Origin of the sequence: Enterobacter cloacae complex sp. ECL414 (assembly GCF_021869685.1) — a bacterium.
GTDB classification, from domain to species: Bacteria; Pseudomonadota; Gammaproteobacteria; order Enterobacterales; family Enterobacteriaceae; genus Enterobacter; species Enterobacter kobei.
Genome location: NZ_CP091481.1, coordinates 2,958,630 through 2,977,276, shown reverse-complemented (window position 1 = coordinate 2,977,276; position 18,647 = coordinate 2,958,630). Strand labels below are relative to the sequence as shown.

Genomic DNA, 18,647 nt, shown 5'->3' with positions numbered 1-18,647 from the left:
GGTTAGAAACAATTAAACCCCGTCAGATATATCCTGGAAGATGTTTTTCATGTTTTATTTTAGGAATATCCTCAGAAAGACAATATCAATCGTGAGGACTATTATTTACGTGGCAGCTCGCTGACAATATCTGCTAACAGATTGAATATCTCGCCGAATAAGTGTTCACAGAAGGGGGCGATAAGGGGCATCAGTAATGACATTAATAAAATTCCGACCGTCAACGTCAGCGGAAAACCGATCACAAAGATGGAGAGCTGCGGTGCCATGCGGTTCAACAGACCTAATGCCAGGTTGACGGTCAGGAGCAGGGTGATAATCGGCAACGCCAGCATCAGGCCATTGAGGAAGATCAGCCCCGCCGCGCGGGTGAGCGCGAGAAAGGCATTGCTGTTGACCGGGTTTTCACCAATCGGCAGCGTATGAAAAGTATCCACCAGCATGGAGATAAGCCACAGATGACCGTTAAACGACAGGAACAGCAGCATGGCGAGCAGATCGATAATGCGTGCCAGCACCGGCATGTTGAGGTGGCTGCCGGGGTCAACAAACGTGGCGAACGATAAGCCCATCTGCAGGCCAATCAGCTCCCCGGCCGTGCGAACGGCGGCAAAGGCGAGCTGCATGGTAAAGCCTACGGCAACGCCAATCATCACCTGCTGTAATGCCACCCACACCGCATTCGCCGAGAAGATCGGAATATCCACCGGGGGAAGGGAAGGGGCGACGATGATGGTGATGATAATGCCCAGCCCCACTTTGACACGCTTGGGGATCGATTTCTCGCTGAGAATCGGGGCGGTGGTGATCAGCGCCAGAATGCGTAGCATCGGCCAGAAATAGACGCCGAGCCACTGAACCCACTGGTCGCTGGTGAAGTGCAGCATCGTCAGGTCAGCCGATGATGTACGGCAGATTGGTAAACAGGTTGCGCATATAGTCCAGCAACAGGTTCAGCATCCACGGTCCGGCCACGATAATCGCCACGAATACGGCGATGATTTTCGGAATGAAGGACAGCGTCATTTCGTTAATCTGCGTGGCGGCCTGCAGAATACTGATAATCAGACCGGTAACCAGCGCGACAAGCAGCAGGGGAGCGGCAACGGCAATGGCGATTTTCATCGCTTCCGTGCCCATCATCATGACCGATTCGGGTGTCATTGCCGTTCCTTAACTGTAGAAACTCTGCGCCAGCGAACTGACCAGCAGCTGCCAGCCATCGACCAGTACAAAGAGCATGATCTTAAAGGGCAGGGCAATGGTTGCGGGCGGCACCATCATCATCCCGAGCGCCATCAGGACGCTGGCGATCACCAGGTCGATAATCAGGAACGGAATAAAGATGGTAAAGCCAATCTGAAACGCCGTTTTCAGCTCGCTGGTGACGTAGGCTGGCAGCAGAACGCGCATGGGTACCGCTTCCGGCCCCTGCAATTCGCCGGTATTGGACAAGCGAACAAAGAGTGCCAGATCCGCCTCGCGCGTCTGGCGCAGCATAAATTCCCGCAGCGGCTGTGCGCCTTTATCCAGCGCCTCCTGCATGGAGATTTTATCTTCGCTGAACGGCTGGTACGCGTCGGTATAAATCTTATCGATGACCGGCGACATAATGAAAAAGGTCAAAAACAGCGCCAGCCCCAGCAGCACCTGGTTTGGCGGCGCGGAAGGGGTACCGAGCGCGTTTCGCAGCAGACCAAAGACGATAATGATGCGGGTGAAGCTGGTCATCATCAGCAGGATGGCCGGGATAAAGGTCAGCGAGGTGATGAATACCAGCGTCTGCACCGGGAGCGACCAGCTCTGACCGCCACCGGCAATGGGCGTTGAGACCAGACCGGGCAGTTGCGCATAAACCGCGGGAGCAAACAGGCCAATGCCCGCAAGCGTAAGGGATAACAAACGGCGCATCAGGATCTCCCGGAACGCTTAAGCAAACTCTTCATGACGGACTGAAAATCCGCAGGGGCTTGTGCGCGCTCCTCCACCGTGACAGGGGCGGGCGGCAGTTTATGTAATACGTTGATGTTCGAGGCGGTGACACCCAAAACCAGACGCGCATCGTCCACCTCGACGATAACCACGCGTTCACGCGGCCCCAGCGTGGTGCTGGCGCTCACCTTCAGGCCGCGGGTGCCGGCGGTTTTACCCGCCAGACCAAAACGCTTCGCCAGCCAGGCGGCGATAAGAATAAAGGCAATAATACCGAACAACGCCCCGCTCACCTGGAGCAGCGGGGAACCGGGAACGGCAGACGGTTGCGATAGTGTTGCCTGGGTTTTCATACTTATCGGCTCAGACGACGCATACGTTCAGATGGGGTGATGATGTCCGTGATACGCACGCCGTATTTATCGGCAACCACCACTACTTCACCCTGGGCAATCAGATAACCGTTGATCAGAATATCCAGCGGCTCACCCGCCAGACCGTCAAGGGCCACGACGGAACCCTGCGTCAGGCGCAGCAGCTCTTTAATGGTCATCCGGGTGCGTCCCAGTTCAACGGTCAGCTTGACCGGGATGTCCATAATCAGGTCGATATCCTGCAGCGTGCCGCTGACGTCACCGCCGCCGAGCTGCTGGAATACCGCATCCGCTGCGCTTTTCGTTGGGGTCGCTTTTTGTTCGTTTAACGCGTCAGCCCACAGATCGTCCAGTGCTCCGCTGTTTTCATCGGACGGATTGTTCATGTCACTCATTTGGGCTGTTCCTCATTCAGCGAATTCAAAATCGGGTTGATCAAGTGCTCAACGCGTAACGCATACTGACCGTTAATCGTGCCGTACTGGCTTGTCAGCACGGGGACACCATCCACATGGGCAATAATGCGGTCGGGTTTGTCTATCGGCAAAACGTCGCCGGGTTGTAATTTCAGGATCTGGGATAACCGCATTGAGATGTCGGCAAAGTTAGCCACCAGCTCAAGCTGTGAGTGCTGGACCTGGCGAACCAGGTTTTCACGCCAGTTCTGATCTTCGTTGCGTGAGTTTTCCAGCGGCGGGTTAACCAGCAGCTCGCGCAGCGGTTCAATCATGCTGAACGGCAGACAGATATTGAACTCGCCGGTCAGGTTACCGATCTCAACGTGGAACGGCGTGTTGACGACGATATCGTTCGGGGAGGTGGTGATATTGGTAAACTTCACCTGCATCTCGGAACGAACGTATTCCACTTCCAGCGGGTTAATCGCTTTCCACGCGTCGCTGTAGGACTCCAGCGCCAGCTTCAGCATGCGGTTGATGACGCGCTGTTCGGTGTGGGTGAATTCACGACCTTCTACTTTGGTCGGGAAACGCCCGTCGCCGCCGAACAGGTTATCCACCGCAATGAACACCAGGCTTGGCGAAAACACGACCAGACCGGTGCCGCGCAGCGGCTTCAGATGAATCAGGTTAAGGTTGGTTGGCACCGGCAGGTTGCGGGCAAACTCGTGATACGGCTGAATGCGGATCGCACCGACCGTGATATCCGGGCTACGACGCAACAGGTTGAACAGCCCCATACGGAACTGACGTGCAAAACGTTCGTTAATGATCTCCAGCGCCTGCAGACGTTCACGAACTACGCGGCGCTGGGTATTCGGATCATAGGGACGAATATTGTCGTCACCCGTTAGGCCCGGTTGCGGATCATCGTTTTTATCGCTGTCGCCGTTGAGCAGCGCATCGATTTCTGCCTGAGAAAGAATACTGTCGCCCATGTCGTTACCGCAGAATGAAGGCTGTATACAGAACGTCAGTGACTTCCTGCTTAGGTTGGCCGTTTACCAGCGGGGTGGCCAGCGTCTCTTTGATGGCGTCGACCAGCTTTTGCTTACCCACGTCGGTGGCCAGCGCGGAGGCGTCCTGACGAGAGAACAGCAGAAGAAGACGGCTACGCACTTCCGGAAGATAATCATTCAGGCGCGCGCGGGTGGCTTCATCCTTCAGGCGCAGCGTAATACCGACATACAGCACACGATCCGCATCACCGAGGTTAACGGTGAAGGTGTCCAGAGGGAAAAAGACCGGCGCCGGCGGCGGTGCGGGTTCGGCTTTGGCGGCAGCGGTTGAAGGTTCCTGCTGCATACGCCAGTAACTATAGCCCGCGGTAGCGCAGGCGGCGAGCGTGATCAACACCAGCAGCGGGATCCAGATGGAACGCTTACTTTTTTTGGTGATAGCGGAGTCTGTCATCTGATACGAGCTTCCTGTTTCGGTACAGCTTAATAAGGTGATTATCCCGTGTCCTGCCGTCGTCAAAGCGTGGAAAAGACGGGGATAATCACGCTACCTCTGGCGTTTAGGCGAAGATGTCTACGGCGCTGTTACCGCGCGCCGCGGATTGCAGGGCGGCAGGGGTGGGCAGTAGCTCCTCGCTCTCTTCATTAAATCCGCCGTTGTGACCGGAACGTGAAGCCTGATGCTGCTGCGATGAGGATTGCTGTTGCCCGGCAAAGCTTTCGCTGCTGACGCTGCTCTGAGAGAGCTGAATACCGTTCTCTGCCAGTGACGTCCGCAGGACAGGCAGTGCCGCTTCCAGCGCCGCGCGCACGTGGCTGTGTGCCGAGACCATCTGCAGCTGCGCCTGGTTATCATCCAGTTTAAGCGAGATTTGCACCTGGCCCAGATCTTCCGGGTGCAGGCGCAGCTCCGCAGTCTGTTGCCCCTGCTTAGTGAACAGCGTGATGTGCTGGCTCAGGGACTGCTGCCATTCGTGAGTACCCAGCGGCTGGCTTAACACTGGCGCGGTGGCAACGGTGGCGGCAGGCTGGCTGGTGGCATGACTGGACATGATCGGCGCCAGGGTAGCCGTGGGTGAGGATGATGAAGAAGAACTGGCGAATTCCTGCTTCTCTGCCGCAGCGGCCACGACCGGAGTGACTGGCGCATTGGCGGAGAGATCCGGGCCGTTGTTTTTCGCCTGACTCTGATAAGGTGCGGAAAGCTGCGCTTTATCGTGGTCTCCCGCTGCCGCGTTCAGGGGGGAGTGGCCCGCTGCGTTTGGCGAAAGCGTCGCTGAACTCAACGTTGAGGTTGCGGAAACGCCGTTACTGCCCGCCGCGTGAGGCGTGCTGGTCTGCTGGTGCGGCAGCATTGCCATCAGCGCGCTTAATCCGGCCAGCTCTTCTTCGCTCAGTTCGCTTTTGCTGTCATCCTTGCTGTTGGCCGCATTGAGCGTTTTCAGGGCATCGCCCTTTGACAGCGGCACCAGCCCGGAAATCAGGGTTTCAGGCGTGGTAAGCTGCGCCGTTTCATCGCCACTCAGGGCTGGCTGACGCGCGAGCAGGTCGGCAATTTTGGCCTGCAGCGCGGTATCGCCTTTGGCGTCCTGAGCGACTTTTGACAGCTTACTGCCAGCGGCTTTCAGGTCAGCCAGGGTCAGCGGCGCATCTTTGCCCTTGCCCGTCGCGTCCGTCAGGGCACCCGTCAGCAGGGAGAGAAAGTCTTGCGCACCGTCGGTGCCTTTCCCTGTTTGCATCCCGCCCGACAGGTCGCTGTCGCTCATCAGCAGTTGTTGCAGTGTGATCATTCCGGTTTCCTCATTGATGCGCGCTGGGCAAACTCATCCATTTTTTTCTGATCCAGACGGTTTTCCGCCAGGGTCGCGGCTGCGATCTGCCGGTCCTGTAAGGTTTGCCAGGCCTGCAGCCGCTGTTTTTTCTCACGCCAGAAATTCAGCGCGGTATCGACTTTTTGGGTCCACTGGTTAAGCTGCTGGCGGTGCTGCTCTATCGCCTTCTCCAGCGTCTGGATAAACTGCTGATAGTTAATCCACCGCTGGCTTCCAATGCCCTGGGTCATATCGGTATTGAGGTTGGTGCGATACTCATGCTGATAGTCGATTAACATCTTCAACTGTTCTTCAGCCTGCTGGCACCCGCGTCGCATTGCGCCAAGCTGCAATGCGGCATCATCAACTTCTTTTTCAGCCAGATCTTTCAGCGTTGATAACGCGCTGTTTTGCGCCATGACCTTCGCCCTCCACCTGTGTTACACCTGCGGGAAAATCAGCTCCAGAGCCTGGATTGAATCTTCCCAGTCGGCACGTTCAAAAATGCCCTGTTGTAAAAACGCCTCCAGCTGCGGCCACAGGCTAATCGCTTTGTCGAGCATAGGATCGCTGCCTTTGGCATACGCCCCCACGCTGACCAGATCGCGGTTGCGCTGGAAGCTGGAGAGGAGTTGTTTAAAGTTACGCACGCGGGCGTAATGCTTCTCGGTGATCAGCGCCGTCATTGCGCGGCTGATGGATGCTTCAATATCAATCGCCGGGTAGTGTCCGGCTTCAGCCAGACGACGCGATAACACAATATGACCGTCGAGAATGGCGCGCGCGGAGTCGGCAATCGGGTCCTGCTGGTCATCGCCTTCGGTCAGTACCGTATAAAATGCAGTGATGGATCCGCCGCCGCTGATGCCGTTCCCTGCGCGTTCAACCAGCGCAGGAAGTTTGGCAAAGACCGAAGGCGGGTAGCCTTTGGTGGCCGGTGGCTCACCGATAGCCAGCGCAATTTCACGCTGTGCCATCGCGTAGCGGGTGAGGGAGTCCATGATCAGCAGCACGTGCTTGCCGCGGTCGCGGAAATCTTCGGCAATACGGGTGGCGTAGGCGGCACCCTGCATACGCAGCAGGGGTGACACATCCGCCGGGGCGGCGATTACCACCGAACGGGCCCGGCCTTCCGCACCCAGAATGTTTTCGATGAAATCTTTGACTTCACGGCCACGCTCACCAATCAGCCCAACGACGATCACGTCGGCCTGGGTATAACGCGCCATCATGCCGAGCAGGACCGATTTACCCACGCCGGAGCCGGCGAACAGACCCATACGTTGTCCGCGTCCTACCGTGAGCAGGGCGTTAATCGGCCGTACGCCGGTATCCAGCACATGCTCGATAGGGGTACGCTGCAGGGGGTTAAACGGCTGGGTGATCAACGCCCCGGTTTCGGTGGTGTCCGGCGCGGGCAGGCCATCCAGCGGTTTCCCGCTGCCGTCGAGCACGCGGCCGAGCAGGGCCGGACCAAGCGGCAGCTGTTTCCCGCTTTGCAGGCCGTCGCCGCTGATGTTTTTCGCGTAGACGCGGGCGCCGGGGAGAATACCTTCCACCTCTTCAAGCGGCATCAGGAACAGTCGCTGACCGTTAAACCCAACCACTTCGCTTTCGACTTCACGCGTTTCCTGACCATCCTGACGCTCAATCACACAGGTTGCGCCCAGCGGAAGCTGCAGGCCGGTGGCTTCCAGTACCAGACCGGTCGCGCGCGTCAGTCGTCCATAACGACGAACGGATGGCAGTTGCGCCATCTTCGTCTCAAAGTTGTCGAGCGTGTTGAGCCAGCGGGTGAGGCGTGCGGTCATCAGACGACTCCCGGTGCCGCGAGGCGGCACAGTTCCTGCCAGCGAGTGGCGACGCTGGCATCCAGGTCACCTTCGTCGGCAGAGACTTTGCAGCCGCCGTGGTGTAACGACGGATCGCCGCGCAGACGCCAGCCGTGCAGGCTGAGGGTTGCCCCCAGGCTCTCTTCAACGCGCTGCAGATCGTCCGGGTGAACGCGCAGCTGCGGTTTGCCGCTGAACAGCGGCTCCTGCTGCAAAAGCCCCTGAATCTGTTTGATCAGCGCCGTGTTATCCACCACAGGCGTCTGGCCAATGACCTGACGCGCAGCTTCCAGCGCCATCTGCATCAGACGGGACGCAATCACGCTGTCCAGCGCGTCCAGCGTGTGCTGGAACTCGCTGACCAGCTGCTGCATGCGGGCGTGGATCGGCGCCTGCTGCTGACGCGCCTGGTCGATACCGTGCTCTAATCCTTTCGCCAGACCTTCCTGATAGCCCAGATCGTGACCTTTCTGGCGGCCTTCATTCAGACCGGCAGTGTAGCCCTGCTCATGCGCCTGCATTTGCAGCTGCGCCAGCATCTGCGCTTGCTTCTCCTCCTCGCTCAGCTCGGGCTGCCCGACGTCGACGTCAGGCTCAGCGGGTGAGACCTTCGCGGGCGTGAATTCAGAAAGGGGAGGGGCCAGATCGTCTGGCGTCCAGCGCTTCCACGACAGCTCATTAGACATAGGTGTCGTCTCCGCTGCCAATCACCATCTCGCCGGTTTCCGCCAGACGACGAACGATAAGCAGGATGGCTTTCTGTTCGTTCTCCACCTGAGACAGACGAACCGGACCGCGGTTGGCAAGGTCGTCGCGCAGGATATCCGCCGCACGCTGAGACATGTTGCGCAGGAACTTCTCGCGCAGCGGCTGTTCGGCACCTTTGAGGGCGATAAGCAGCGATTCGGAGTCCACTTCCTGGAGCAGGCGCTGGATGCTGCGATCGTCCACTTCGACCAGGTTTTCGAACAGGAACATCTCGTCGATAATTTTCTGTGCCAGCTCGCCGTCGAATTCGCGAACCGCGGTAATAACCGCTTCTTCCTGCTGCGTTTTCATCAGGTTGATGATTTCCGCCGCCGTTCTCACGCCGCCCATTTTGCTGCGCTTGAGGTTCTGACCGTCGAGCAGGTTGTTCAGTACTTCGGTCAGCTCCGCCAGCGCGGCCGGCTGGACGCCACCGAAGGTTGCGATACGCAGCATCACATCGTGACGCAGACGCTCTTCGAACAGGGCCAGAATATCGGCTGCCTGACCCCGTTTGAGGTGGACAAGGATGGTGGCGATAATCTGCGGGTGCTCGTCGCGAATAAGGTCGGCGGCACTCTGCGGCTCCATAAAGTTAAGCGTTTCGATCCCGCTGGCGGTATCGCGCGTTTCCAGAATGTCTTCCAGCAGGCTGGCGGCACGCTCTTCGCCCAGCGCCTTGACCAGGACGGAGCGCAGGTAGTCGTTGGCGTTGACGTTGAGCGCGGCAAACTGTTCGGCTTCCTGCTCAAATTCCGACAGCACTTCGGTCAGCTGTTTATTGGAGATCTGACGCACGTTGGCCATGGCCGCACTGAGGATTTGCACTTCCCGCTGGGAGAGGTGCTTAAACACCTCTGCCGCGCGGTCTTCGCCAATGGTCATCAGCAGGATGACGCTTTTATCGGTGCCTGTAAGCGTATTACTCATGTTCGTTACCCATCCACTGGCGGATGACCAGCGCCACGACGCGCGGATCGTTATCTGACATTTCGCGAATGCGCTGGCTCATCACTTCGGCGCCCATGCGCTGGTTAGCCCGACGCTGCTGCATCTGCTCATCTTTGCTGAGGCGAACTTCAACCGCTTCTTCCGTTTCCTGACGCGTAGACATCTGTTCGCGAGCGGCTTTTTCTGCTTCAGCACGACGCTGGAGCTGTGGACGAACGCCCTTACGCCACAGCAGCCACGCGACAATCAGCACCAGCAGCCAGCGTCCTGCGGACATCAGCTGGTCGATAAACGCCTGCTGTTGCCAGAACGGCAGTTCACCGCCGGTCTCTTCAACCGCGTTGAACGGCGAGTTCACCACGTTAAGGGTGTCGCCACGCTTCTCGGAGTAGCCCATCGCTTCGCGGGTCAGGTTTTCAATCTGCTTCATCTGCTCGGCGGTTAACGGCAACGGTTTGCCATCCGCCAGCGTTTTGTAGTTCACCACCACCGCAACAGAGAGACGCTGAATATCGCCCACGTTGAGTTTAGTGTGGCGGATCGTCCGATCCACTTCGTAGTTCGTGGTTTCGTTACGGCTAGTGGTGCGTGGACCGGCGTTACTGGTCGTTGAGGTGGTCTGCTGATTATTTTGCTGACCGTTCTGCTGATTGGCCGGCGGCGTGGAAATCGGTGCCGCGTTTGCCGGAGCTGGCTGGTTAGAGAGCGCACCCGGCACGCCGCCAGGGTAGGCGCCGCCCACCTGTTCGCTGGAGTTGATCTGACGCGAGCGCATCACCGCCTGAGCCGGATCGCCGTTCGGGCTGTATTGCTCTTCGGTTTGTTCTTTATTAGAGAAGTCAATCTGCGCGGTCACCTGCGCATGCACGTTGCTGTTACCGACAACCGGGCCGAGGATCGCTTCAATGCGACGCTGGAGACGGTTTTCTACGTCTGCGGCATATTTCAGCTGCGCGTCGTTCAGGTCACGCCCGGCGGTATTGGATTGGGTCAGCAGGTGTCCGCTTTGATCGACCACCGTCACGTTACCCGGTGGCAGACCGGCGACGGCGCTGGAGACGAGATGCGTCACCGCGCTGATTTGCCCTTCGTCCAGCGCGCGGCCAGGTTCGAGGTTCACGGTCACGGAAGCTGAAGGGGATTTCTGTTCACGAACAAATAAAGAAGGCTTAGGCATCGCCAGATGCACACGGGCACTCTTCACCGGGCCTAACGTTTCAATGGTGCGAGCCAGCTCACCTTCCAGCGCACGCTGGTAGTTCACCTGCTCGCTGAACTGGCTGATACCGAACTTTTCCTGATCCAGCAGTTCAAAACCGACCGCACCGCCCTTCGGCAGGCCCTGCTGAGCCAGACGCAGACGCAGCTCGTGGACCTTATCAGCAGGCACCTCAAGGGCACCGCCGTTATCGGCAAAGCGATAAGGGATGTTCATCTGGGTAAGCTGGGTGACGATGGCACCGCCATCCTGATCGGAAAGGTTGCTATAGAGCGTGCGGTAATCAGGGCTTTTTGCCCATAAAACCATCGCTACAAGGATGGCAATAGCGGCAGCGCCTGCCACGATCAACGGGATTTTAGGATTCGCGCGAAGGCGGTTCATCCACTCGAGTGATTTATTTTGCGGCGCTGTCGATGCTGTTGCACTCATTGCGCACCTCTTAAATCCTGGTGGTTTACGTTATTCGTGTAGAGAAACAAAACTGACTCCCGGGTCGGCAAACACGACAAAAGTTCCATATTGATGGCCCTGCCATTATTTGATGATTCCGGATTTTCTATGCGTCAAATAACCTGGTTTTTTCACGCTATTTACCGCCATTATCTTATTGACAAGCTGTTAGTCTTGACCGCGTAAAAAACCATCCAGGGGAGAGTCATGGCTATACAGGGCATTGAAGGGGTAATCAGTCAGTTGCAGGCAACGGCGATGACGGCCCGTAATCAGAATGTGGCAGAACAACAGCCGACCATCAGCTTTGCGGGGCAACTGCATGCCGCTCTTGACCGTATCAGCGATACCCAGACCGCGGCGCGTACCCAGGCGGAGAAATTCACCCTCGGTGAGCCGGGCGTGGCGCTGAATGATGTGATGGCCGATTTGCAGAAAGCCACGGTTTCCCTCCAGATGGGGATTCAGGTGCGGAATAAACTGGTGTCGGCGTATCAGGAAGTGATGGGCATGCAGGTTTAAGCCCTTTATCTTCGCTGGCAGCCGCAGCGCTTTAATGCCACAATATTTTTTTCTTCGAAAGCAGGAAAGATGATGAAAAAAATAGCAATTGCTGGCGCGCTGCTGGCACTGACCGGGTGCGTACAGGTCGATAACTATCAGGATGTGATCAAGCATCCTGTCCCGGCGCATCTGGCGGGATACTGGCAGTCAAAAGGACCGCAGAGTAGCCTGGTCAGTCCTGAAGCGATTGCCACGCTGGTGGTGACCGAAGAGGGCGATACGCTGGACTGCCGCCAGTGGCAGCGCGTGATTGCCGTGCCGGGTAAAATCATGCTGCGTTCAGACAGCTACTACAACGTTACCCGCAAGCTGGATATCTATCCGCTGGAGCGCGATGGCGCGACGCTTGAGTATGACGGGATGGAGCTGCAGAAGGTTGACCGCCCAACGGTGGAATGTACTGATTACCTGAGCAAAAACCCGCTGGAGAGTAAACTACCGTAGCCGTTTGTTGCCGGGTGGCGGCTTCGCCTGGCCCGGCCTACAAAAGTACCGTCCCGTAAGCAGGGTAAGCGTCAGCGCCACCCGGCATTGTTTCTACAGCGCATCTTCTATTACCCAAACGCTGACACTCCCTCCATTACAGGTAAAGGTGCCTTCGCCATCTGCCGCGGTGGTGACCGTTTCTTCGCGATTGCCGAGGAAATCACGCCACGTTTTGTCGCCGTAATTTTCCCCAAGACAAATCACTTTCTCGCCGTCGTCGCCGTTCGACATCACTACCACACAGCCGGGATCGTCTTCCGTACCGCTGCGGCTGAAGGCGATGCAGTTAGGATGGTCAAAAAACAGGGTCTGCACGCCGTGGGCAAAACGCTGCCGGGCGAGGATCAGTTCATGAAGCTGCTCAATGACCGGCATGTCGATGTGGTAGGTCTCGCCATCTCCACCCGTATCGTCATAGCTCGCCCCGAAGAGATCCGGATAAAACACGCTCGGCACGCCGTTTTCCCGCAGCAGGATCAACGCATACGCCAGCGGTTTAAACCAGGCTTCGACCGGTGCTTCCAGCGCCTGCAAAGGTTGGGTGTCGTGGTTAGCGACGAGAGTGACCGCATGGAACGGATCCGCCTCCACCAGCGTACCGGTGAAGATCTGGCTCATGTCATAATCCCGTCCCTGACGAGACGCTTCGTGGAATTTCATCTGCAGGGGAGCATCAAAGAGCATGGTTTTACCGTCGACCTGGTCAATATAGGCCTGCAGTTTATCCACCTCGTGGGACCAGTATTCTGCCACAATAAACAGCGGCTGGTCAGCGACGTCCTGGACGTGCTCAATCCACTCTTTATAAAACCAGGCGGGAATATGCTTGACGGCATCCAGACGAAAACCGTTGCAGCCCGTCTGTTCCATGACCCAGCGGGCCCAGTATTTGATCTCTTCGGTGACCGCGTGATTGCGAAAATCAATATTCTCGCCCATCAGATAATCGAAGTTACCCATCTCATCATCAACCTGATCGTTCCAGCCTTCGCCGGTGTAGTCGTTGACGATTTTAAAAATGCCGTCTTGATCCGGGTTTTCAATATGGTCCACGCCGCTGAAGCATTTGTAATCCCAGACGAATTGGGAATATTGCCCGGCACGGGCAGGGAAGGTGTAGCGGGTCCAGGCTTCACACTCAATGATTTCATCATCAATTTGCGTGCGGTCTTGCTCGTTCACGCGCTGAACGCGGACAGGTTCTTTCTCGTCTGCCCCCATCTTGTGGTTCACCACGACGTCCAGCAGCACGGCGATATCATTGCTTTTCAGCGCCTCTATGGCCTCCAGCAGCTGCGCTTTGTCACCGTATTTCGTGGCGATACTGCCTTTCTGGTCAAATTCGCCGAGATCGAACAGATCGTATGAGTCATAGCCAACCGAATACCCGCCGGACGCACCTTTATACGCGGGGGGAAGCCAGATCATATTGATGCCGATTTCATTAAGATTAGGGGCTAACGCCGTGACTTCGCGCCACAATTCACCGCCAGCAGGGTAATACCAGTGAAAACATTGTAAAAGTGTTGGGTTGCGCATGCACCATCTCCATGAGGTCGCGAGACTCAAGTATGGCGCAGGTTTGGCAGAAATGCTGGCGTACGAAACGGTTAATGCTCGTACGCCAGTAAAATGGCTAACTGATATCGCTATTACTTTGCGGAACCAGGACATGGCCGCCTTGATTACCGTAGGTGGAGAGAACGGTTTTCTGGATGGAGGATTGCCCAACCAGCTTCGCCAGCTCATCCATTCTGGCTTGCAGCAATGTTTTTACCTGGCCTTCGTTGTCCAGGATCACCCGCAGCGTCGGGCGAAGCTGCTCCTGAATCTGCATCGAAGGTTCACTTTCCTGAGTGAGACGAGCCAGTGAGTGCACCGCATTAACATAGTCGGTTTCACAGATGATCAGATCATCCCATAGCCCCTGCCGGGCCAGTCGCAACATCAACTGGCTCTGCTCAAGGAGTTGCTGATAAAGGGTATAGAGCTGCGGTGCATTACTCATTAGACGGCGTCCTGCATCAGTTGTGGGGTACCGGCAACCTCCTTCCACCCGTCAGCGATATTGCGCAGCAATGTTTCCACCTCTTCGATGGCGCTGGCGTCGTTATTCACATTGGCGTGCAGGAGGCGACGAACCATATAGGCATAAAGGGCGATCAGGTTTTGTGTGAGCTCATCACCATTACTTTCCACCAGGCCGACCTTCAGACCGTTCTCGATAATGTTGATCGCTTTCGAAATCGCGAGTCCCTTTGCCGGGATATTGCCGTCTTGCAGGAACAGACGCGCGCGAACCAGCGCGCTGAGGGCTCCATCAAATAGCATGATAACCAGCTGTTGCTGGCTGGCGCTCATCACCGCGCTTTCAACCTCTATTTTTGCGTAGGCTTGTGTACCTTTTGCGCCGTACATGTTATCCCCCTCGGGTCTGATTAGCGTTTACTACTTGTTGCTGGACGTATTTTCAAACTGCTGCGTCAGGTAGCTACTGGTGTTGTTCAATGAGGTCATCAGTACGTCCAGCTGGGTAAACTGAGCTTTATACTGTGCCACACGAGCATCAATACGATCGCTGACTGAGTTGTATTGATCCGTCAGCTTGTTCAGCGTTTTGCTGACCCCATCTTTTGCCGCCTGGATAATCCCTTTGCTGGAGAGCCAGTCAGTCAGATTGGTGGCCATGGTGGTGGTGATACCGGTGGCTTTACCGTCGCCCACAACCAGATCTTTTACGGCGATCGGGTTATCAGTTAGCGCTTTTTTCAGCTTCGTGCTGTCCAGCTCCAGTTTGCCTGAGCTTGGGTCTGAGGTAATGCCCAGTGACGACAGCGTCTTATAGGTGGTGCCGCCTACGGTGTTGCTCAGCATGGTTTTCAACTGGGTCTGGATCGTACGCAGCGTGCTGTCACCGAGCAGGGCACCGTTGCTGGCATCCTGTGCATCTGTACCTGCATCCACCGCCGTATATTTGGTTAATGTTGCAAAGCTGTCCTGAAGGGTGTTGTAGGCATCCACCCAGGCTTTCATTGCCGTTTCCGCTTTAGACGTATCTTTGGTGATCGTCAGCGTCTGGTTGCCGGTGGTGACATCGTTCAGGTTCAGGGTGATATCTTCCAGCGCATCGCTGATGGTGTTGCTGCTGTTTTCGATATCTACGTTGTTCACCTTCAGCTTCGCGTTCTGCGCGGTGACGCTTTCCGTCATCCCGTTGCTGGCGTCGGTGCTGGTGCCGTTATAACCCATAAAGGATTGCAGAGCGCTGTCGCCGCTCACGCTGATGCTGACCGCGTTGTCCGCCCCGGTTTCGGTAGAGGTGATGGACAGACGATACTGACCATTACCGACGTTAATAATACTGGCGGTGACACCGGCATCCGCTTTGTTAATGGCATCACGAATGCCGGTCAGCGAGGAGTTGGCCGCGCTGATATCGACGGTCACCGGATCTTTTCCGTTACCGGCGGTAAATGTGATCTTGCTGTCAGAGGTAGCAATCGCGGTTTTGGCGTCTGCCTGCGTGTTTTTTGTGGTCAGCGTCTGTGCCTGCGCCAGCTGTGACACGCTGATGGTATATTTACCGGCAATCGCGCTGCCGCTGGTGGTGGCGCTGAATGCCGTGGTGCTGCTCGCCGTGCTGGTGGCCGAAAACAGGTCGGCTTTATTCAGCGCAGTGTTTGCGGTCTGAAACGCTTCCAGTGAACTCTTCAACGTGCCGTAAGCGCTCAGCTTGGCGGTATAAGATGACTGTTGTTTGGAAATCGGTGTTAGCTGTGCTTTTTCGGCCTTGGTCAGACTATCCAGAATGTCTGCTAACTGAAGACCCGAACCAATCCCCAATGATGAAATACTTGCCATATTTATTCCTTAATCTATCGACACGTAGAACGAATAGTGGGGTTATCGGCCTTAATGGGGGAAAGTTTACGGTTAATTTCTTTTTTTTAATGGCGGGAATAACGGTAATAGAGAAGAGTATTTCCGTGGCTAAAAAAATTATCGAGATCCTGAAAAAAAATCTAAAGGTTGTTTTGGACCAGACGATAACACCTTTGACGGCGATGAAGCCGAAGGGTGGAAACCCAAATCTAACCAAACAGATTTGATGAACAACAGGAATCGAAATCATGGCACAGTACATTAATACCAACAGCCTCTCGCTGATCACTCAGAACAACATCAACAAGAACCAGTCCGCTCTGTCTTCTTCTATCGAGCGTCTGTCTTCTGGTCTGCGTATCAACAGCGCGAAAGATGACGCTGCGGGCCAGGCGATTGCTAACCGCTTCACCTCTAACATCAAAGGTCTGACTCAGGCTGCACGTAACGCTAACGACGGTATCTCTGTTGCTCAGACCACTGAAGGCGCACTGTCTGAAATCAACAACAACTTGCAGCGTATCCGTGAACTGACCGTTCAGTCTCAGACTGGTACCAACTCTGATTCTGACCTGTCTTCAATCCAGGACGAAATCAAATCCCGTCTGTCTGAAATTGATCGTGTATCTGGCCAGACTCAGTTCAACGGCGTGAACGTCCTGGCAAAAGACGGCAAAATGGCTATCCAGGTTGGTGCTAACGATGGCGAAACCATCACCATTGATCTGAAGAAAATTGACTCCAAAACTCTGGGTCTGGACAGCTTCAACGTTAACGGTCCTAAAGATGAAAAAGGAACTTTAGGTACAGTAGCTAACGCCGATTTCACAGCGTATTATGGCGCTACCACTAGCGTTGACAAAGCAACCGTAGTTGAAAAAACTCCAAAAGATTTAGCGACTCGTCTTGGTGTTGCAGATACAAGTGTCGTTTTAAAAGGTGATGAAGTTTACAAAGATGATAATGGTAATCTGTTTGCGAAAGTAACCATTACTCCAACTGATGCAGCTGAAGTCAACAACCTGAAAGCAAATGGTTTTGAAAGCGAAGCAGGAAAAGGTAAAGATTATTTCATTGCTCTTGATCCACAAGCTGCTGTAACCACCGCTGGTGGTGATACTGCAGCCTTCACTATCGATACTTCAAGCCTGAGCCTGAAAAACCTGACTACAGGTTCTTCATCTAACCCGCTGGCTAAACTGGACGAAGCGATCGCTTCTGTTGACCAGTTCCGTTCTTCTCTGGGTGCGGTACAGAACCGTCTGAGCTCTGCCGTAACCAACCTGAACAACACCACCACCAACCTGTCTGAAGCGCAGTCCCGTATTCAGGACGCCGACTATGCGACCGAAGTGTCCAATATGTCTAAAGCGCAGATCATCCAGCAGGCCGGTAACTCCGTGCTGTCCAAAGCTAACCAGGTTCCTCAGCAGGTTCTGTCTCTGCTGCAGGGCTAATCGCCTGATAATGCTCAAACCCCGCTTCGGCGGGGTTTTTTATTTAGCGCTATTCGCATAACCCCCCAAATAACCCCTCATTTCACCCACTATTCACCCAATTGAAACCCCTGCAGAATCGGATAATCATGCCGATAACTCAATTAACGCAGGGCTGTTTATCGTGAATTCACTCTATACCGCTGAAGGTGTAATGGATAAACACTCGCTGTGGCAGCGTTATGTCCCGCTGGTGCGTCACGAAGCATTGCGCCTCCAGGTGCGCTTGCCGGCGAGCGTGGAACTTGACGATCTGCTACAGGCGGGCGGTATCGGGTTATTGAATGCAGTTGACCGATACGACGCTCTGCAAGGAACGGCATTTACGACTTACGCAGTTCAGCGTATTCGTGGTGCGATGCTGGACGAACTGCGCAGCCGTGACTGGGTGCCGCGAAGTGTTCGCCGCAACGCCCGCGAAGTGGCGCATGCGATGGGGCAGCTGGAACAGGAACTGGGACGCAACGCAACGGAAACCGAAGTGGCGGAACGTCTTGGCATTGCTGTTGAAGAGTATCGTCAGATGTTGCTCGATACCAATAATAGCCAACTCTTCTCTTATGACGAGTGGCGCGAAGAGCATGGCGATAGCATCGAGCTGGTGACGGATGAGCACCAGCAGGAAAACCCGTTACACCATTTAATGGAAGGGAATTTACGCCAGCGCGTAATGGAAGCGATTGAAGCGCTGCCTGAACGCGAACAGCTGGTGTTGACCCTTTATTACCAGGAAGAGCTTAATCTCAAAGAGATTGGCGCTGTTCTGGAGGTGGGGGAGTCGCGGGTGAGCCAGTTGCACAGCCAGGCCATTAAACGCTTACGAACCAAGCTGGGTAAGTTATAGGTGATTTTTTCACCCGAAAAATGCCGCACAACGTATTGACAACCAGGAGTTATCATGACGGTGCAGCAATCTAAAAGACGGCCTTTAAGCCGCTACCTGAAAGACTTTAAACACAGCCAGACGCATTGCGCCCACTGTAAGAAACTACTCGATCGTATCACGCTGGTTCGCCGTGGCGAGATCGTGAATAAAATCGCGATCTCTCGCCTCGACACGTTGATGGACGAAGCGGCGTGGCTCGAAGAGCAGAAAGAGTGGGTGGCGCTTTGCCGTTTCTGTGGCGATCTCCACTGCAAAGAGCAAAGCGACTTCTTCGACATTATCGGCTTCAAACAATTCCTGTTTGAACAAACGGAGATGAGCCACGGCACCGTGCGCGAATATGTGGTTCGCCTGCGCCGCCTTGGACAGCATCTGACCGTTAACAACATCTCTCGCGATCTGCTAAAAACCGGTTATCTGGATGAGAATCTGGAGCCGTGGCTGCCTGCCACCAGCACCAACAACTACCGTATTGCGCTGCGCAAGTATGCGCAATATAAGGTACAAATGCCGGGTGCGATGAAGCAGAAAGGCCACGCCGGAACAACTTCTGATATATATTAAAAAAGAATAAGATGTAGCGCAGTCGCCTTTGAC

Annotated in this window: 21 protein-coding genes and 1 pseudogene; 5 read left to right on the top strand and 17 right to left on the bottom strand. The window is 55.4% G+C overall.

What is annotated here, in order from left to right; all coding sequences use genetic code 11:
- Positions 1-85 precede the first annotated feature (85 nt).
- The 13 genes and pseudogenes from fliR to fliF form a co-directional block, all read right to left on the bottom strand.
- Positions 86-887: pseudogene (gene fliR, locus L3068_RS14400) on the bottom strand (flagellar biosynthetic protein FliR).
- A gap of 7 nt (positions 888-894) precedes the next feature.
- The gene (fliQ, locus tag L3068_RS14395) at positions 895-1,164 is read right to left on the bottom strand and encodes a flagellar biosynthesis protein FliQ (protein WP_008500315.1); all 270 of its coding nucleotides are present in this window, start codon (positions 1,162-1,164) and stop codon (positions 895-897) included.
- A 9-nt stretch (positions 1,165-1,173) separates the two neighbouring features.
- Entirely contained in the window at positions 1,174-1,911 is a 738-nt protein-coding gene (gene fliP / locus L3068_RS14390; protein WP_014884401.1) for a flagellar type III secretion system pore protein FliP, read from the bottom strand.
- The gene (gene fliO / locus L3068_RS14385; RefSeq protein WP_014884400.1) at positions 1,911-2,285 is read right to left on the bottom strand and encodes a flagellar biosynthetic protein FliO; all 375 of its coding nucleotides are present in this window, start codon (positions 2,283-2,285) and stop codon (positions 1,911-1,913) included. Before fliO ends, fliP begins: the two co-directional genes overlap by 1 nt.
- 2 nt (positions 2,286-2,287) lie before the next feature.
- Positions 2,288-2,701: a flagellar motor switch protein FliN gene (fliN, locus tag L3068_RS14380; RefSeq protein ID WP_014884399.1), complete on the bottom strand. Its 414-nt coding sequence runs from the start codon at positions 2,699-2,701 to the stop codon at positions 2,288-2,290.
- Entirely contained in the window at positions 2,698-3,702 is a 1,005-nt protein-coding gene (fliM, locus tag L3068_RS14375; RefSeq protein WP_014884398.1) for a flagellar motor switch protein FliM, read from the bottom strand. Before fliM ends, fliN begins: the two co-directional genes overlap by 4 nt.
- 4 nt (positions 3,703-3,706) lie before the next feature.
- Positions 3,707-4,177, bottom strand: a complete 471-nt coding sequence (fliL, locus tag L3068_RS14370; protein ID WP_014884397.1) for a flagellar basal body-associated protein FliL — start codon at positions 4,175-4,177, stop codon at positions 3,707-3,709.
- Between the two features lie 106 nt (positions 4,178-4,283).
- Positions 4,284-5,513 carry a flagellar hook length control protein FliK gene (gene fliK, locus L3068_RS14365; RefSeq protein ID WP_117581297.1) on the bottom strand — a complete coding sequence of 410 codons (1,230 nt, stop codon included), beginning with the start codon at positions 5,511-5,513 and terminating at the stop codon, positions 4,284-4,286.
- A complete protein-coding gene (gene fliJ / locus L3068_RS14360) occupies positions 5,510-5,953 on the bottom strand; it encodes a flagellar export protein FliJ (protein ID WP_014884395.1) in 444 nt (147 codons plus the stop codon). The genes fliK and fliJ overlap by 4 nt, the downstream gene beginning before the upstream one ends.
- A 21-nt stretch (positions 5,954-5,974) precedes the next feature.
- Positions 5,975-7,345: a flagellar protein export ATPase FliI gene (fliI, locus tag L3068_RS14355; RefSeq protein WP_014884394.1), complete on the bottom strand. Its 1,371-nt coding sequence runs from the start codon at positions 7,343-7,345 to the stop codon at positions 5,975-5,977.
- Entirely contained in the window at positions 7,345-8,052 is a 708-nt protein-coding gene (gene fliH / locus L3068_RS14350) for a flagellar assembly protein FliH (RefSeq protein WP_023330813.1), read from the bottom strand. Before fliH ends, fliI begins: the two co-directional genes overlap by 1 nt.
- Positions 8,045-9,043, bottom strand: a complete 999-nt coding sequence (gene fliG / locus L3068_RS14345; RefSeq protein ID WP_008500327.1) for a flagellar motor switch protein FliG — start codon at positions 9,041-9,043, stop codon at positions 8,045-8,047. Before fliG ends, fliH begins: the two co-directional genes overlap by 8 nt.
- Entirely contained in the window at positions 9,036-10,715 is a 1,680-nt protein-coding gene (fliF, locus tag L3068_RS14340) for a flagellar basal-body MS-ring/collar protein FliF (protein ID WP_014884392.1), read from the bottom strand. The genes fliG and fliF overlap by 8 nt, the downstream gene beginning before the upstream one ends.
- A gap of 228 nt (positions 10,716-10,943) precedes the next feature.
- Here fliF and fliE point away from each other — a divergent pair, with 228 nt between their 5' ends.
- Together fliE and yedD are read left to right on the top strand one after the other, a co-directional pair.
- Positions 10,944-11,258 carry a flagellar hook-basal body complex protein FliE gene (gene fliE / locus L3068_RS14335; protein ID WP_014884391.1) on the top strand — a complete coding sequence of 105 codons (315 nt, stop codon included), beginning with the start codon at positions 10,944-10,946 and terminating at the stop codon, positions 11,256-11,258.
- Positions 11,259-11,330: 72 nt separating this feature from the next.
- Positions 11,331-11,744, top strand: a complete 414-nt coding sequence (gene yedD, locus L3068_RS14330; protein ID WP_014884390.1) for a lipoprotein YedD — start codon at positions 11,331-11,333, stop codon at positions 11,742-11,744.
- A gap of 93 nt (positions 11,745-11,837) precedes the next feature.
- On the opposite strand, the gene amyA is transcribed toward yedD, so the two are convergent.
- From amyA to fliD, 4 genes are all read right to left on the bottom strand, one after another.
- Positions 11,838-13,325, bottom strand: a complete 1,488-nt coding sequence (gene amyA, locus L3068_RS14325) for an alpha-amylase (protein ID WP_023330811.1) — start codon at positions 13,323-13,325, stop codon at positions 11,838-11,840.
- A 97-nt stretch (positions 13,326-13,422) separates the two neighbouring features.
- Positions 13,423-13,794, bottom strand: coding sequence for a flagella biosynthesis regulatory protein FliT (fliT, locus tag L3068_RS14320; RefSeq protein ID WP_014884388.1), 372 nt, complete (start codon positions 13,792-13,794; stop codon positions 13,423-13,425).
- Positions 13,794-14,204 carry a flagellar export chaperone FliS gene (fliS, locus tag L3068_RS14315; protein ID WP_014884387.1) on the bottom strand — a complete coding sequence of 137 codons (411 nt, stop codon included), beginning with the start codon at positions 14,202-14,204 and terminating at the stop codon, positions 13,794-13,796. The genes fliT and fliS overlap by 1 nt, the downstream gene beginning before the upstream one ends.
- 30 nt (positions 14,205-14,234) lie before the next feature.
- Positions 14,235-15,647, bottom strand: a complete 1,413-nt coding sequence (gene fliD, locus L3068_RS14310; RefSeq protein ID WP_096218686.1) for a flagellar filament capping protein FliD — start codon at positions 15,645-15,647, stop codon at positions 14,235-14,237.
- 269 nt (positions 15,648-15,916) lie between these two features.
- Here fliD and L3068_RS14305 point away from each other — a divergent pair, with 269 nt between their 5' ends.
- The 3 genes from L3068_RS14305 to fliZ all read left to right on the top strand — a co-directional run bounded on the left by L3068_RS14305 (position 15,917) and on the right by fliZ (position 18,614).
- Complete coding sequence (locus tag L3068_RS14305) at positions 15,917-17,125, top strand: FliC/FljB family flagellin (protein ID WP_117580458.1); 1,209 nt, start codon at positions 15,917-15,919, stop codon at positions 17,123-17,125.
- Positions 17,126-17,288: 163 nt separating this feature from the next.
- Positions 17,289-18,008, top strand: a complete 720-nt coding sequence (locus tag L3068_RS14300) for an RNA polymerase sigma factor FliA (RefSeq protein WP_014170714.1) — start codon at positions 17,289-17,291, stop codon at positions 18,006-18,008.
- Between the two features lie 54 nt (positions 18,009-18,062).
- Positions 18,063-18,614: a flagella biosynthesis regulatory protein FliZ gene (gene fliZ, locus L3068_RS14295; protein WP_014884383.1), complete on the top strand. Its 552-nt coding sequence runs from the start codon at positions 18,063-18,065 to the stop codon at positions 18,612-18,614.
- The last annotated feature ends 33 nt before the right edge of the window (positions 18,615-18,647 follow it).

What these genes read in the sequence shown, in the direction of transcription:
- fliQ (WP_008500315.1), bottom strand. Translation starts at nt 1,164, where the DNA reads ATGACACCCGAATCGGTCATGATGATGGGCACGGAAGCGATGAAAATC.
- fliP (WP_014884401.1), bottom strand. Translation starts at nt 1,911, where the DNA reads ATGCGCCGTTTGTTATCCCTTACGCTTGCGGGCATTGGCCTGTTTGCT.
- fliO (WP_014884400.1), bottom strand. Translation starts at nt 2,285, where the DNA reads ATGAAAACCCAGGCAACACTATCGCAACCGTCTGCCGTTCCCGGTTCC.
- fliN (WP_014884399.1), bottom strand. Translation starts at nt 2,701, where the DNA reads ATGAGTGACATGAACAATCCGTCCGATGAAAACAGCGGAGCACTGGAC.
- fliM (WP_014884398.1), bottom strand. Translation starts at nt 3,702, where the DNA reads ATGGGCGACAGTATTCTTTCTCAGGCAGAAATCGATGCGCTGCTCAAC.
- fliL (WP_014884397.1), bottom strand. Translation starts at nt 4,177, where the DNA reads ATGACAGACTCCGCTATCACCAAAAAAAGTAAGCGTTCCATCTGGATC.
- fliK (WP_117581297.1), bottom strand. Translation starts at nt 5,513, where the DNA reads ATGATCACACTGCAACAACTGCTGATGAGCGACAGCGACCTGTCGGGC.
- fliJ (WP_014884395.1), bottom strand. Translation starts at nt 5,953, where the DNA reads ATGGCGCAAAACAGCGCGTTATCAACGCTGAAAGATCTGGCTGAAAAA.
- fliI (WP_014884394.1), bottom strand. Translation starts at nt 7,345, where the DNA reads ATGACCGCACGCCTCACCCGCTGGCTCAACACGCTCGACAACTTTGAG.
- fliH (WP_023330813.1), bottom strand. Translation starts at nt 8,052, where the DNA reads ATGTCTAATGAGCTGTCGTGGAAGCGCTGGACGCCAGACGATCTGGCC.
- fliG (WP_008500327.1), bottom strand. Translation starts at nt 9,043, where the DNA reads ATGAGTAATACGCTTACAGGCACCGATAAAAGCGTCATCCTGCTGATG.
- fliF (WP_014884392.1), bottom strand. Translation starts at nt 10,715, where the DNA reads ATGAGTGCAACAGCATCGACAGCGCCGCAAAATAAATCACTCGAGTGG.
- fliE (WP_014884391.1), top strand. Translation starts at nt 10,944, where the DNA reads ATGGCTATACAGGGCATTGAAGGGGTAATCAGTCAGTTGCAGGCAACG.
- yedD (WP_014884390.1), top strand. Translation starts at nt 11,331, where the DNA reads ATGAAAAAAATAGCAATTGCTGGCGCGCTGCTGGCACTGACCGGGTGC.
- amyA (WP_023330811.1), bottom strand. Translation starts at nt 13,325, where the DNA reads ATGCGCAACCCAACACTTTTACAATGTTTTCACTGGTATTACCCTGCT.
- fliT (WP_014884388.1), bottom strand. Translation starts at nt 13,794, where the DNA reads ATGAGTAATGCACCGCAGCTCTATACCCTTTATCAGCAACTCCTTGAG.
- fliS (WP_014884387.1), bottom strand. Translation starts at nt 14,204, where the DNA reads ATGTACGGCGCAAAAGGTACACAAGCCTACGCAAAAATAGAGGTTGAA.
- fliD (WP_096218686.1), bottom strand. Translation starts at nt 15,647, where the DNA reads ATGGCAAGTATTTCATCATTGGGGATTGGTTCGGGTCTTCAGTTAGCA.
- L3068_RS14305 (WP_117580458.1), top strand. Translation starts at nt 15,917, where the DNA reads ATGGCACAGTACATTAATACCAACAGCCTCTCGCTGATCACTCAGAAC.
- fliZ (WP_014884383.1), top strand. Translation starts at nt 18,063, where the DNA reads ATGACGGTGCAGCAATCTAAAAGACGGCCTTTAAGCCGCTACCTGAAA.